The following is a 13,552-nucleotide window of genomic DNA, read 5'->3' on the forward strand; positions in this document are numbered from 1 at the left end:
GCTTCCTTGGGACGGGAGGTTCCTCGGACGGCGACGGGAGGTTCCTCAGGCGTACGGGCTGTCCGCGCCGGCGGCTGCGGATTTCGGGGCCCGGGCCGGGCAGCAGCCGACCGGGCAGAGGTCGTGGGAGGCGCCGAGCGCGCCCAGCGCGCACCGCTCGGCGCTCACACCGCGCTCGGTGGCCGCGCGCTCCAGGACGAGGTCCCGCACGGCCACGGCGAACCTCGGATCCGCTCCCACCGTCGACGAGCGCCGCACGGGCAGTCCCAGCTCTGCGGCCTTCGCGGTGGCCTCGGTGTCGAGGTCGTAGAGCACTTCCATGTGGTCGGACACGAAGCCGATGGGGACCATCACCACCGCGGGCGCGCCGGAAGCATGGAGCCCCTCCAGGTGGTCGCAGATGTCCGGCTCCAGCCAGGGGATGTGCGGGGCGCCGCTGCGCGACTGGTAGACGAGCCGCCAGGGGTGCTCGATGCCCGTCTCGTCCCGCACCGCGTCGGCGATCAGCCGGGCCACGTCCAGGTGCTCGCGCACATACGCGCCGCCGTCCCCGTGCTCGTCGGCCGGTCCGGAGGCGTCGGCCGCGGACGTCGGGATCGAGTGCGTGGTGAAGGCGAGGTGGGCCCCGGCGCGCACCTCCTCGGGGAGGTCGGCCAGCGACTCGAGGACGCCTTCGATCATGGGGCGGACGAATCCGGGGTGGTTGAAGTAGTGCCGCAGCTTGTCCACGCGCGGCAGTTCGAGGCCCTCGGCATCCAGGGCGGCCAGGGCGTCCGCGAGGTTCTCGCGGTACTGGCGGCAGCCGGAGTAGGAGGCGTACGCGCTGGTGGTGAGGACGGCGATGCGCCGGTGGCCCGCGGTGACCATGTCACGCAGGGCGTCGGTCAGATACGGCGCCCAGTTGCGGTTTCCCCAGTAGACGGGCAGGTCCAGGCCGTGGTCGGCGAAGTCCTTGCGCAGGGCGTCCAGCAGGGCACGGTTCTGGTCGTTGATCGGGCTGACCCCGCCGAAGAGGAAGTAGTGCTGCCCCACCTCCTTGAGCCGTTCCTTGGGGATGCCGCGCCCTCGCGTCACATTCTCCAGGAAGGGGACGACGTCGTCCGGGCCCTCGGGCCCGCCGAAGGAGAGCAGCAGCAGGGCGTCGTACGGGGCTGGGTCACGCTGATCCGACATGGCCCCGATCCTGCCACCAGCCTCCGGCACCGGGAAAACCGCGGTGCGCCGGACACGCGTTCGGGCGTAACCTGTGAACGCCCGTCATACGCCTTACCGGAGCGCTCCTTGCCCAGTCCGTACCGCGTCATCTTCGCCGCCCCCGGCAGCAAGGGGTTCTCCGCCGCAGGTTTCGTCGGCCGTATGCCTCTGTCCATGATGGGCATCGGCATCGTCACGATGATCTCCCAGCTCACCGGCCGCTACGGGCTGGCGGGCGCGCTGGCGGCGACGCTGGCCATGTCGGCTGCGGTGCTCGGCCCGCTGATCTCGCGGCTGGTCGACCGCCACGGCCAGGCCAGGGTGCTGCGCCCGGCGACCCTCGCGGCGGTCGCCGCTGTCGCGGGCCTGCTGATCTGCGCCGTGCGGGGGGCGCCGGACTGGACGCTGTTCGTCTTCTCCGCGGCGGCGGGCGGTGTGCCGAGCGTGGGTTCGATGACCCGCGCCCGCTGGACCGAGATCTACCGGGGATCGCCGCGCGAGCTGCACACCGCGTACGCCTGGGAGTCGATCGTCGACGAGGTGTGCTTCATCGTCGGGCCGATCATCTCGATCGGGCTGTCCACCGCCTGGTTCCCGGAGGCCGGGCCGCTGCTCGCCGCCGCGTTCCTGGTGATCGGTGTCTTCTGGCTGACCGCGCAGCGCGCCACCGAGCCCGTGCCGCAGCCGCGCGAGCATCACACCCGCGGGTCCGCGCTCCGCTCCCCCGGGCTCCAGGTACTGGTGGCCACCTTCGTGGCGACCGGCGCGATCTTCGGCGCGATCGACGTGGTCACCGTCGCCTTCGCCGAGGAGCAAGGGCACAAGGCCGCGGCGAGCGTCGTCCTCGCGGTGTACGCCCTCGGCTCGTGCCTTGCCGGAGCGGTCTTCGGACTGCTCCATCTCAAGGGTGCGCCTGCCCGAAGGTGGCTGGTGGGGGTGTGCGCGATGGCCGTGAGTATGATCCCCCTCCAACTGGCCGGGAACCTTGCTTTTCTGGCCGTGGCGCTCTTTGTCGCGGGCCTGTCCATCGCTCCAACGATGGTGACCACCATGGCCCTGATCGAAGCTCACGTACCGCGCTCCAACCTGACCGAGGGCATGACCTGGACCAGCACCGGGCTCGCGGTCGGGGTGGCGCTCGGCTCCTCGGCCGCGGGCTGGGTGGTCGACGCCGCCGGGGCGGACGCGGCCTACGTGGTGCCCGTCATGGCGGGAGCGGTCGCGGCCCTGGTGGCGTTCCTGGGGTACCGCCGGCTGCGCAGGCCGGTGCCGACGCGGGAGGGGCAGCGTGAACGGGACTACGAGGACGGAGCGCAGCACGTGGCGTAACTGGGCGGGGAATGTGAGCGCCCGTCCGGTACGGGAGGTCTCGCCCGCCTCCACCGAGGAACTGGCCGCCGCCGTACGCAGGGCGGCCGAGGACGGCCTCAAGGTGAAGGCCGTCGGCACGGGCCACTCCTTCACGGCGGCCGCGGCCACCGACGGCGTGCTGATACGGCCCGAACTGCTCACCGGGATCCGGGAGATCGACCGCACGGCCATGACCGTCACCGTCGAGGCTGGCACCCCGCTCAAGCGGCTGAACGCGGCACTCGCCCGTGAGGGACTCTCCCTCACGAACATGGGCGACATCATGGACCAGACCGTCGCCGGCGCGACGTCCACCGGGACGCACGGCACCGGCCGCGACTCGGCTTCGATCGCCGCCCAGATCAGGGCTCTTGAGCTGGTCACGGCCGACGGTTCGGTGCTGACCTGCTCCGAGAAGGAGAATCCGGACGTCTTTGCGGCGGCCCGGATCGGGCTCGGCGCGCTCGGTGTCGTCACCGCGATCACCTTTGCCGTGGAGCCGGTCTTCCTGCTGACGGCCCGCGAGGAGCCGATGGCCTTCGACCGGGTGACGGCGGACTTCGAGGCGCTGTTCGCGGAGAACGAGCACTTCGAGTTCTACTGGTTTCCCCACACCGGCAACTGCAACACCAAGCGCAACAACCGCAGCGCCGGCCCCCCGGCCCCTCCGGGTCGGCTGAGCAACTGGATCGAGGACGAGCTGCTCTCCAACGGCGTCTTCCAGCTGGCCTGTTCGTTCGGCCGCGCCGTTCCCGCGGCCATCCCGGCGATCGCCAAGATCTCCAGCCGCGCCCTCTCGGCCCGTACGTACACGGACATTCCCTACAAGGTCTTCACATCTCCGCGCCGCGTGCGATTCGTGGAGATGGAGTACGCGCTTGCGAGGGAGGCTGTCGTCGAGGCGCTGCGCGAGGTGAAGGCGATGATCGAGCGCTCACCGCTGCGGGTCAGTTTCCCGGTGGAGGTGCGGACGGCCCCCTCCGACGACATCACGCTCTCGACCGCCTCGGGCCGGGAGAGCGCGTACATCGCGGTGCACCTCTACCGAGGCACCCCCCACCAGTCGTACTTCACCGCGGTGGAGCGGATCATGACCGCGCACGGCGGGCGACCGCACTGGGGCAAGGTGCACACGAGAGACGCGGAGTACTTCGCCGACGTGTATCCGCGGTTCGCCGAATTCACCGCGCTGCGCGACCGGCTGGACCCGGGGCGGCTGTTCGGCAACGACTATCTGCGGCGGGTGCTGGGCGACTGAAGCCGGGCCCTGGCGGGCGCGTGCAGTCGGGCGGGCACGGCCTGAAGGACGCGGTCGCTCCCCGGCCGGGGAGTCCGTGTCCGTCCCGGCGCAGGGCGCCCCTGCTGGACCGTGACGTCGCGTATCTGCTCGCCGGTCCGGCGGAACAGGTGCTGGAAGACCGAACCTCCGCACGCAACCACGACACTGACGACTCCGGCGCCGGTGATCGTCCAGTACACGCGCAGCCTGGACGCGAGCACCGCCGCGGCGATCGCCGCCGGCGCACGTCCGGCGACCTGACGAAGGCTCAGGCCGATCCGCTGTTCCCTCTTTCTCCTTCTTCTCATCCACCCCCAAAAGGGACTGACGAGCGAAACGAATAGTTCCTTTTGAGAAGATTCCGTGAAACAAGACACTGATCACCCATGTCGGAGACGCCCAACTCCCGCCCCTGCGGAGAAGTTGGGCGGCGCGGCGGTCCACCCCCGTGGCCCGAATGGAGTACTGTGGCCAGCCCTGGGCCCGGCCTCCCTTTCGGGCGTTCGGACCCCAGGTAGGGGGCCGAAAGCGGCGCTCGATCCGGCGGCGCCGCGGCACCGCACGGGTGCTTGATGCGGAGAGTGACCACCCGGTCACTCAGGGTCGCAAACAGGTAACCGTGCCATAACGGCGATCCAGGGCCTGTGCCCGACACGCCGGGCAACTCGGCAAGGTTGTGGCAGGCTGCACCCGGGCAGGCCACACTCGACTAGCGGAAGCAGCGACGCACGTGACGTCGGCAGGCACCACCCGGGAGGTCCCCATGCCCGAACTGCGTGTCGTGGCCGTCTCCAACGACGGCACACGACTGGTGCTCAAGGCTGCGGACAGCACGGAATACACGCTTCCGATTGATGAGCGGCTGCGCGCCGCCGTGCGCAACGACCGCGCCCGCCTTGGCCAGATCGAGATCGAGGTCGAGAGCCATCTGCGCCCCCGCGACATCCAGGCGCGTATACGCGCCGGAGCCTCCGCGGAAGAAGTCGCCCAGTTCGCCGGAATTCCGGTCGACCGGGTGCGGCGCTTCGAGGGGCCGGTACTCGCGGAGCGCGCGTTCATGGCGGAGCGGGCCCGCAAGACCCCCGTGCGCCGTCCTGGCGAGAACACCGGACCGCAGCTCGGTGAGGCGGTGCAGGAGCGGCTCACGCTGCGCGGCGCCGAGAAGGACACCGTGCTGTGGGACTCCTGGCGCCGGGACGACGGCACCTGGGAGGTCCTGCTGGTCTACCGGGTCGCGGGCGAACCGCACTCGGCGAGCTGGACGTACGACCCGCCGCGGCGGCTGGTCCAGGCCGTCGACGACGAGGCGCGCGCGCTGATCGGCGAGACGGACGACACGATCGCCTCTCAGGAGCCGAGCTTTCCGTTCGTGCCACGCATCGCGCGGCTGCCGCGGGACCGGCCCCTGGACCGGACGCTCGACCGCCCCGGGGACCGGCCTGCCGTGCCCTCCGGGGAGCCCGAGGAGAACGGCGGGGAGCGCGACTCGCTGACGAGTCTGCTGGAGGCGGTGCCGAGCTTCCGTGGCGACATGGTCGTCCCGGAGCGGCCCGCGCCGCCGGAGCCCGCCACGGCCGAGCCGGCCGACGAGCCCGAGGCGGAGGAACCGGTCGCTCCGGCCGCCTCGGCGGGCGCTGGGTCGGCGTATGCCGACGTGCTGATGCCGCGCTCGGTGGCGGGCCACCGTGACCGTCTTACGGGCACGACGGACCGCCAGGCGGAGGCGGACGGGGTGCGCCCCGGCCGGCGCGCCGCGGTGCCGAGCTGGGACGAGATCGTCTTCGGCACGCGCCGCAAGAAGCAGGAGTAGCAGGCGAGTCAGTGACGATGGGGCCCGGCACCGTGAGGGAGCATCCGTGATGTTGCCGGGCCCACCGTCATGCGGGCCGTCAGCCCGGCTGGGAGCCCGTAGCCACCGGGCGCGAGGTGTCCCGGGACCACTCCGACCATGAACCGGCGTACAGCGCCGGAGTGAATCCCGCGATCTCCAGGGCAAGTGCCTGCTGAGCGGCGGAGACGCCCGAGCCGCAGTAGACCCCGACCACGTCCATGTCCTGCGTCGCGCCGAGCCCGAGGAAACGGCCGGTCAGCTCCCCCGGTGCACGGAACCGGCCCTCCTCGTCGACGTTCTCCGTCGTCGGGGCCGAGACCGCACCGGGGATGTGGCCCGCGACCGCGTCGATCGGCTCCACCTCACCCCGGTAGCGCTCCCCCGCCCGTGCGTCCAGCAGCAGGCCGTCCCGGGCCAGCGCGGCCGCGTCGTCGGCGTCCAGCAGTGGCAGAGCGCCCGGCTCGGGCTGAAAGGTCCCTTCCACCGGATCGGGGACCTTGGTCTCCAGCGGTCCCGTCCACGCGGTGAGTCCGCCGTCCAGGACCCGGACCGCACTGTGCCCGCTCCAGCGCAGCAGCCACCAGACGCGGGCCGCGCCCCAGCCCTTGTCCCCGTCGTACGCGACGACGGGCGTGCCGGCGGAGATCCCGGCGCGGCGCATCACCGCGCCGAAGGCGGCCAGGTCGGGCAGCGGGTGACGGCCGCCCGCGCCGGGCGGTCCGGCCAGTTCCGCGTCGAGGTCGACGAAGACGGCGCCCGGGATGTGCCCGGCGTCGTAGTCGGGGCGTCCATGCGGTCCGCCGAGGCGGTACCGCACGTCGAGCAGGACCGGCGGAGTCGGTCCGGCAAGAGCCTTCGCAAGATCGGTGGCGGAGATGATGGGGTTCATGAGGTCCATCCTCGCGCAGGGCCCTGCCACACCGTAACGCCGGCGAAACGGATGAGTAATCACAAAGCGGGCATCCTCCATCGGGAACCCGCCAAAAGCGGCGCGGCCGTGGCGTGGCGGACGCCGGGTGATGCAAGCATCTGCACCGGGCGCGGCCGTTCCGCACGACGGCCACCCCGTCCCCCGGCACGACCACCACGAATGGTCCGAGGAGAGAGTGACGATGACCGAGGCGACTCGGCACACGCCCGGCACACCCAGCTGGGTCAGCTTGATGGTGCACGGCCTTGACGCAACCCAGACGTTCTACGGAGAGCTGTTCGGCTGGGAGTTCTCTCCCGGCCCTCTGCAGCTCGGCCCGTACGTCCGCGCGTTGATCGAGGGCAAGGAGGTCGCGGGCATCGGCCGGCTCCCGGCCGACCGGCATCTGCCGATCGCCTGGACGCCGTATCTGGCGACCGACGACGCGGACAGGACCGTCGAAGTGATCAGGAGCTGCGGAGGAACGGTCGGAGTCGGCCCGCTGGACGCGGACGACGCCGGCCGGCTGGCCGTCGTGACCGACCCGGCGGGCGCGGTCTTCGGTATCTGGCAGATGAGCGCCCACAGCGGCACGGCGGTATACGGCACACATGGCACGCCTGTCTGGAACGAGCTGCTGACCGCGGAGACCTCGTCGGTCGGCAAGTTCTACCAGGCCGTCTTCGGCTACGAGACGGAGGCCGTCGTCTCCACCACCGTCGACCACGTGACGCTGAAACTGGAGGGGAGACCCGTGGCCTCACTGCACGGCGTGGGCCATGCCCTGCCCCGCGACCGCGGTACGCACTGGATGACGTACTTCGAGGTCGAGGACACCGACGAGGCCGCGGAGCGCGTGACGGAACTCGGCGGACATGTGCTCAAGGCGCCCCACAAGGGGACGAGCGGTCGGCTTGCGACGGTCGCTGACCCGGAGGGCGCGGTCTTCACGATCGTACGGTCGGCCGGGCGCTGACCGCGGCTTCCTCGGTGACCTCCACGGGGAGGACGTCCGGCGAGAGTGCGGCGGCGCGGGCGGTGGCCGCCGTCATCCGCCGGCGGTGGTGCCGTCGGCACAGGACCTCGTAACCGATCTCGTCCGGCGACTGGTTGACGTCCCCGACGACGACCTGGGCGCCCTCGACGACCATCACCCCGCCGGCCGTACGGGCGTTGTGCGTGGCGCGTGCGCCGCACCAGCACAGCGCTTCGACCTGGAGCACCTCGACGCGGTCGGCGAGTTCGACGAGCCGCTGCGAGCCCGGGAAGAGCTTGGAGCGGAAGTCGGTGGTGATACCGAAGGCGAAGACGTCCAGGTCGAGGTCGTCGACCACACGGGCGAGCTGGTCGATCTGTTCGGGCGCGAGGAACTGCGCCTCGTCGGCGATGACGTAGTCGCAGCGGCCCCCCTTGGAGAGATGGGCGACGAGATACGCGTAGAAGTCGAAGCCCTCCGCGGCCTCGACCGCGTCCGTCACCAGACCGAGCCGGGAGGAGAGCTTGCCCTCGCCCGCGCGGTCGTCACGCGTGAAGATCATCCCCTGGAGGCCGCGCGCCGAGCGGTTGTGCTCGATCTGAAGAGCGAGGGTGCTCTTTCCGCAGTCCATCGTTCCGGAGAAGAACACCAGCTCGGGCATGGGGTGTTGAGGACCTTTCGGGTCTGGGGCGCAGGGAGGCGGTTACGAGCGTACTTCGAGCAGCGGTACGAGCTGCTCCACGGGGGTCATGGAGCCGTGCATGCCGAACATCGCCGACTCGTGGGGCTCACGGACGGACGCGGTGATCACCACGTCGTCATGGGCCGCGGCCACGACATCGCCGATCCGGGCGTACACACGCTCGTCGATCCGGGCGCCGAACCAGCCTGCCGATATCGCCTCGTCGCGGCTCGCCACCCAGAACTGCTCGCCGAGCACCTCGCGCCAGACGGCCAGCACATCGGACTCGGCGCCGGGGACGGCGTAGACATGGCGCGCCCGGCCCTCGCCGCCGAGCAGGGCGACTCCGGCGCGCAGTTCCCAGTCCTCGTCGAAGTCGATGCGCGACTGCTCGTCGAAGGGGATGTCGATCATGCCGTGGTCGGCGGTGATGTACAGGGCGGCCCGGGGCGGGAGTTGCTCGGCGAGGCGCTGGGCCAGGCGGTCGACGTACATCAGCTGTCCGCGCCAGGCGTCGGAGTCGATGCCGAAGCGGTGGCCCTTGCCGTCCACGTCGCTGTAGTAGGTGTAGACCAACGATCGGTCCCCCGCGGCCAGTTGTTCGGCCGCGAGGTCCATCCGCTCCTCGCCGGAGAGACGGCCGAGGAAGCTGCCGCCGCTGAGTGCGATCTTGGTGAGCGGGGTGTGCTCGAAGGTCGGGGAGGACACCTGCGCGGTATGGATTCCGGCCTCGTCGGCGAGCTGGAAGACCGTGGGATACGGCTGCCAGACGCGCGGCTGCGTCCATGGCCTCCAGCGGAGCTGGTTCATCAGCTCACCGGTCTCCGGGTTGCGCGCGGTGTAGCCGGGCAGGCCGTGCAAGCCGGGCGGCAGGCCGGTGCCGACGGAGGCCAGCGAGGTGGCGGTGGTGGCGGGGAAGCCGGCCGTGATGGGACGTCCGGTGCCGCCGCGCGAGCTGGGGAGAAGCGAGGTGAGATACGGAGCCTCGTCCGGGTGTGCCTTGATCTGCTCCCAGCCGAGGCCGTCGATCAGAAAGACGCAGTTCCGGTCGGCCGGGATGAGCTCGGGGATGTTCCGGGTCAGTCCCGGCACGCCCTGGCCCGCCGCGAGTGTCGGCAGCAGATCCGCGAGCGATCCCGTGCCGTATTCGGGGACGGGTGCGGTGTCGAGCGCGAGCGGAACGGGGTCGTCCGGCCAGGTCGCGGACTGCGCTGCGGGCTGTGCCATCAGCGCGTGGCTGCCGTGGCTTCGGAGAGCGCCTGGGCGAAGGCGAGCGTCTGTCGGACGGTGTCCGGACCGTCGCCCGCCTCGCTCACGCGCAGGCTCAGGTCGTCGGCCGTGGAGTTGCCGGTGTAGCCGTGGTCGGCGTCGCAGTTCGGGTCGCCGCAGGCGGCGGGCTCCAGGTCGATACGGGAGACGGCGCCCCAGCCGATGGTGAGGACGACCTCGCGGGGCAGGGTGCCGGGGGTGTACGACTCGGGGTTGGCCACGACCCGGCTGACCACGACCGACGAGATCCGGCCGAGCTTGACCGATTCGGTCGAGGTCGTGGCGTACGGCGTCGGGGAGCTGGTGTCGGCGGCCTGCTCGTCGGTGTGGCTGACGATGAAGCGGTTGGCCGTCAGGACGAGGACAGTGACATGGCGGCGCACCTCATTGGCATCGAACGTCGTCTCCTGGTGCACCAGGTACGACGCGATCTGCTCGCCACCGACAGCGGCCTCCACCGCCTCGGCCACGAGGGCCGGGTAGTAGCCGCTGCGCTCGATCGCCGCGCGCAGCCCCTGGGTCGTCGTACCGGTCTTCGCCATGCCGTCCATCCTACGGGGCCGCGGGGCCGGTGAGCGCTCAGTAGCTGGGGAGTCGGCGGGGGCCCAGGTCGGTGCGGGCGGGCGGTGGGGCGAGGCGTACGGAGGCGTCGAGCACGGTGAGGCCCGCCTGGGCGACCACGACCGGTTCGAGGCTGATGTCGACCACCTCGGGGTGATCGTCGACCAGCCGCGACACCCGGAGCAGCAGTTCCTCCAGGGCGGGGGTGTCGACGGGCGCCGAACCGCGCCAGCCGAACAGGAGGGGCGCGGTCCGGATACTTCTGATCAACTCGGCCGCGTCACGGTCCGTGGCGGGTACGAGCCGGTGAGCCGTGTCGCCGAGCAGCTCGGAGGCGGCTCCGGCCAGCCCGAAGGAGAGCACGGCGCCGACCGCGGGGTCGATGGCGGCGCGGACGACGGTGTCGACGCCGCGCGGGACCATCGCCTGGACGACGGGCTGAAGCTCTTGCGCCTTGCCCAGGGTCTCCGTCAACTCGCCGAACGCCTGGCGCAACTGCGCCTCGTTGGCCAGATCGAGCCGTACGCCGCCGAGGTCGGCGTGGTGACGGAGGTGCGGGGCCGTGGTCTTGAGGGCCACGGGGTAGCCGAGACGTCCGGCCGCCTCGACGGCCGCGTCCGGGCCCGGCGCGGGAAGGGTCGGCCGCACGTCGATGCCGTACCGGCCGAGCAGTCCCCTGGCGTCCGCCGGGGCGAGCGTGTGGCCCCGGGGGTCGTCACGCCCGTCGAGCAGCGCCTCGAGAAGTGCGGCGGCGCCGGTCTCGTCGATGTCCTCGTACTCGGGAACCTTCCCGGGCTCGGCGGCCTGCCGTCGCCACTGGGCGTACTTCACGGCCTCGGACAGGGCCTGGACGGCTCGCTCGGCGGCGGGGTAGGCGGGGATGCGGTAGTCCCGGGGCGCGGCGGCGGGGGCCGGGGCCCGGTAGCGGGCGGCGGCGGAGACGGGCGCGGCGCTCGGTGCCGGGGGGCGGGTGGGCGGCCCGGTCTCGGGCCGCGCGGGGGCGACCGCCGCGACGCGAGCCTTCTCCTGGTCCGTGTCAGGGGCCGCGCCCCGGTCCGGGCCGTCGGCCGACACGGGCGTACGGGTACTCGACGCCGCCGCCAGGGCCTCGGCCAGGCCGCCCATCTCCACGTGGACCACCGCCACCGGCTTCGCCGGAGCGGTCGCGGCGGCTTCGCGCAGGGCCTCCGCCAGCACTTCACCATCACCCGATTCGGTGACACCGTTCTCGCCGACCCAGGGGATCGCCGTCACCACGACGGCATCGCAGGCACCGTCCTTCAGCGCATCGGCGAGGGCCGCGCGGAAGTCCGCGGGCGTGGCCGCCGTCGTGAGGTCGAGGGGCGGCAGCGGGCGCAGGCCCTCGGCCAGGCAGGCGTCGTAGGTGAGCAGCCCGAGGGACTCCGAGTTTCCGAGGATCGCCACCCGGGGGCCGCCCGGCAGCGGCTGGCCCGCCAGCAGCAGGCCCGCGTCGACGAGCTCGGTGACGGTGTCGACCCGGATCACGCCCGCCTGGCGCAGCAGCGCTCCGACGGTGGCGTCGGGGATCCGGGTCACCGGCACGGCGTGGCCCGGCGGCTCGCTGCCGCTGTGGCGGGCGCCCTTGACCACGACCACCGGTTTCACCGCGGCCGTGCGCCGCGCTAGCCGGCTGAACTTGCGTGGGTTGCCGATCGATTCGAGGTACAGCAGGACCACATCGGTGTCCGGGTCCTCGTACCAGTACTGCAGAAAGTCGTTGCCGGACACGTCCGCGCGGTTGCCCGAGGAGATGAAGGAGGACAGCCCCGCGCCGCGCCGGTGCAGTTCCGCCAGCAGCGCGATCCCGATCGCGCCCGACTGGGTGAACAGCCCGATGCGCCCGGCCGCCGGGGACTGCGGCGCCAGGGAGGCATTGAGCCGTACGGCGTCCGAGGTACTGATGATGCCGAAGGAGTTCGGGCCGATGATGCGCATGCCGTAGGAGCGGGCCTGTCGCACCAGTTCACGCTGACGCTCCCGGCCGGCCGCGCCGCTCTCGGCGTATCCGGCAGCGAGGACGACCAGCCCCTGGACCCCGTGCTCGCCGCAGTCGGCGACCGCCTCGGGCACCCGCTCGGCGGGTACGGCCACGACCGCCAGGTCGACCGGTTCGCCGATCTCGGCCACGGAGCGGAAGGCCGGGACGCCGTCGACCTCGCGCTGATCCTGGGCGAAGGCCCGGTTCACCGCGTACGTACGGCCCGTGTACCCGGCGTCGAGGAGATTGCGCAGCACGGTACGCCCCACCCCGCCCGGCGCGCGGCCGGTGCCGACGACGACGACCGCCCCCGGGGCGAGCAGGCGCTGCACGGAGCGGGCCTCCGCACGCTGCTCGCGGCCCCGCTGGACGGCGAGCGACTCGGCGGTCGGTTCGAGGTCGAGCGTGAGACGGACGGAGCCGTCCTCGAAGCTGCGCTTCTGGGTGTATCCGGCGTCCCGGAACACCTTGATCATCTTGTTGTTGGCCGGGAGTACTTCGGCGGCGAAGCGCCGGATGCCCCGTTCGCGGGCGACCGCGGCGATGTGCTCCAGCAGGGTGGAGGCGACACCGCGCCCCTGGTGCGCGTCCTGCACGAGAAAGGCGACCTCGGCGTCGTCGGCGGGGGCGCTCGCGGGCCTGCCCTGCTCGTTGATCCGGTCGTAGCGGACGGTGGCGATGAACTCGCCGCCGACCATGACCGCCAGACCCACCCGGTCCACGTAGTCGTGATGGGTGAAGCGGTGGACGTCCTTGGCGGAGAGCCTCGGATGGGGAGCGAAGAAGCGGTAGTACTTCGACTCGTCCGACACCTGCTCGTAGAAGCTGACCAGGCGCTCGGCATCCTCGGTGGTGATGGGCCTGATGCGGGCGGTCCCGCCGTCACGCAGCACCACGTCCGCCTCCCAGTGATCGGGGTAGGCGTGGTCCGGCTGGTTCTGCATGGGTGAAGCGTACGACTCACCCACCGGTCGCGTAGGCGGTTGGCTGAGGGCAGTCTGAGGAGGGCCGAACGGCGCTCGCACCCGGGCCGAGGCCAGTTGGAGAGCACGCCGCGACACATGAGAGACTGGTCTAGACAACCCGCAAAGACTTGAAGGGCAACACCATGGCTGAGCGCCGCGTCAACGTCGGCTGGGCGGAGGGCCTTCACGCCCGCCCCGCTTCCATCTTCGTCCGTGCCGCCACGGCCTCCGGCGTCCCCATGACGATCGCCAAGAGCGACGGCACCCCGGTCAACGCGGCGTCGATGCTCGCCGTGCTCGGCCTGGGCGCACAGGGCGGCGAGGAGATCGTGCTCGCCTCCGAGGCGGACGGCGCCGAGGCCGCCCTGGACCGTCTGGCCAAGCTGGTCGCCGAGGGCCTCGACGAGCTCCCCGAGACCGTCTGACCCCCCGGAACGGGTTGCCCGAATTTCTCCGCGACGGAGCCGCGAAATCCCGAATGAGGGAGACTGCGGCTCCGTTTATCTATAGGCCCGGATTTCAATTGAACAAGGGCA

At 71.6% G+C, this 13,552-nt stretch carries 11 protein-coding genes and 1 pseudogene; 5 read left to right on the forward strand and 7 right to left on the reverse strand.

The features are described from left to right. Nucleotides 1–45: 45 nt before the first annotated feature. Entirely contained in the window at nucleotides 46–1,173 is a 1,128-nt protein-coding gene (locus tag OG293_RS07865) for a ferrochelatase (protein WP_405998049.1), read from the reverse strand. Nucleotides 1,174–1,281: 108 nt separating this feature from the next. Between OG293_RS07865 and OG293_RS07870 the strand changes: the two genes are divergently transcribed. Together OG293_RS07870 and OG293_RS07875 are read left to right on the forward strand one after the other, a co-directional pair. Beyond that, nucleotides 1,282–2,523 carry an MFS transporter gene (locus OG293_RS07870; protein WP_405998050.1) on the forward strand — a complete coding sequence of 414 codons (1,242 nt, stop codon included), beginning with the start codon at nucleotides 1,282–1,284 and terminating at the stop codon, nucleotides 2,521–2,523. Continuing rightward, on the forward strand, nucleotides 2,483–3,802 hold the full coding sequence (locus tag OG293_RS07875; protein ID WP_405998051.1) for a D-arabinono-1,4-lactone oxidase: 1,320 nt from the start codon (nucleotides 2,483–2,485) through the stop codon (nucleotides 3,800–3,802). The genes OG293_RS07870 and OG293_RS07875 overlap by 41 nt, the downstream gene beginning before the upstream one ends. 92 nt (nucleotides 3,803–3,894) lie before the next feature. Here OG293_RS07875 and OG293_RS07880 read toward each other — a convergent pair. Continuing rightward, nucleotides 3,895–4,131 (reverse strand): annotated as a pseudogene (locus tag OG293_RS07880) (hypothetical protein); the annotation flags it as partial. Between the two features lie 455 nt (nucleotides 4,132–4,586). Between OG293_RS07880 and sepH the strand changes: the two are divergent. Beyond that, on the forward strand, nucleotides 4,587–5,633 hold the full coding sequence (gene sepH / locus OG293_RS07885; protein WP_405998052.1) for a septation protein SepH: 1,047 nt from the start codon (nucleotides 4,587–4,589) through the stop codon (nucleotides 5,631–5,633). A 79-nt stretch (nucleotides 5,634–5,712) separates the two neighbouring features. Here the strand turns inward: sepH and OG293_RS07890 are convergent, their stop codons facing one another. Further along, nucleotides 5,713–6,543, reverse strand: a complete 831-nt coding sequence (locus OG293_RS07890; protein WP_405998053.1) for a sulfurtransferase — start codon at nucleotides 6,541–6,543, stop codon at nucleotides 5,713–5,715. 223 nt (nucleotides 6,544–6,766) lie between these two features. Between OG293_RS07890 and OG293_RS07895 the strand changes: the two genes are divergently transcribed. After that, nucleotides 6,767–7,540: a VOC family protein gene (locus OG293_RS07895; protein WP_405998054.1), complete on the forward strand. Its 774-nt coding sequence runs from the start codon at nucleotides 6,767–6,769 to the stop codon at nucleotides 7,538–7,540. Here OG293_RS07895 and OG293_RS07900 read toward each other — a convergent pair. Genes OG293_RS07900 through OG293_RS07915 form a run of 4 tightly spaced genes read right to left on the reverse strand, consistent with a single transcriptional unit; the run spans nucleotide 7,512 to nucleotide 12,995 of the window. Further along, a complete protein-coding gene (locus OG293_RS07900; RefSeq protein WP_405998055.1) occupies nucleotides 7,512–8,201 on the reverse strand; it encodes a thymidine kinase in 690 nt (229 codons plus the stop codon). The genes OG293_RS07895 and OG293_RS07900 overlap by 29 nt on opposite strands. Nucleotides 8,202–8,243: 42 nt before the next feature. Beyond that, on the reverse strand, nucleotides 8,244–9,449 hold the full coding sequence (locus OG293_RS07905) for an alkaline phosphatase family protein (protein WP_405998056.1): 1,206 nt from the start codon (nucleotides 9,447–9,449) through the stop codon (nucleotides 8,244–8,246). Next, nucleotides 9,449–10,033, reverse strand: a complete 585-nt coding sequence (locus OG293_RS07910) for a DUF5998 family protein (protein ID WP_405998057.1) — start codon at nucleotides 10,031–10,033, stop codon at nucleotides 9,449–9,451. Before OG293_RS07910 ends, OG293_RS07905 begins: the two co-directional genes overlap by 1 nt. A 37-nt stretch (nucleotides 10,034–10,070) precedes the next feature. Next, entirely contained in the window at nucleotides 10,071–12,995 is a 2,925-nt protein-coding gene (locus OG293_RS07915; RefSeq protein ID WP_405998058.1) for a GNAT family N-acetyltransferase, read from the reverse strand. Nucleotides 12,996–13,159: 164 nt separating this feature from the next. Between OG293_RS07915 and OG293_RS07920 the strand changes: the two genes are divergently transcribed. Further along, a complete protein-coding gene (locus OG293_RS07920; protein WP_405998059.1) occupies nucleotides 13,160–13,441 on the forward strand; it encodes an HPr family phosphocarrier protein in 282 nt (93 codons plus the stop codon). The last annotated feature ends 111 nt before the right edge of the window (nucleotides 13,442–13,552 follow it).

Origin of the sequence: Streptomyces sp. NBC_00829 (assembly GCF_045161795.1) — a bacterium.
GTDB lineage: Bacteria > Actinomycetota > Actinomycetes > Streptomycetales > Streptomycetaceae > Streptomyces.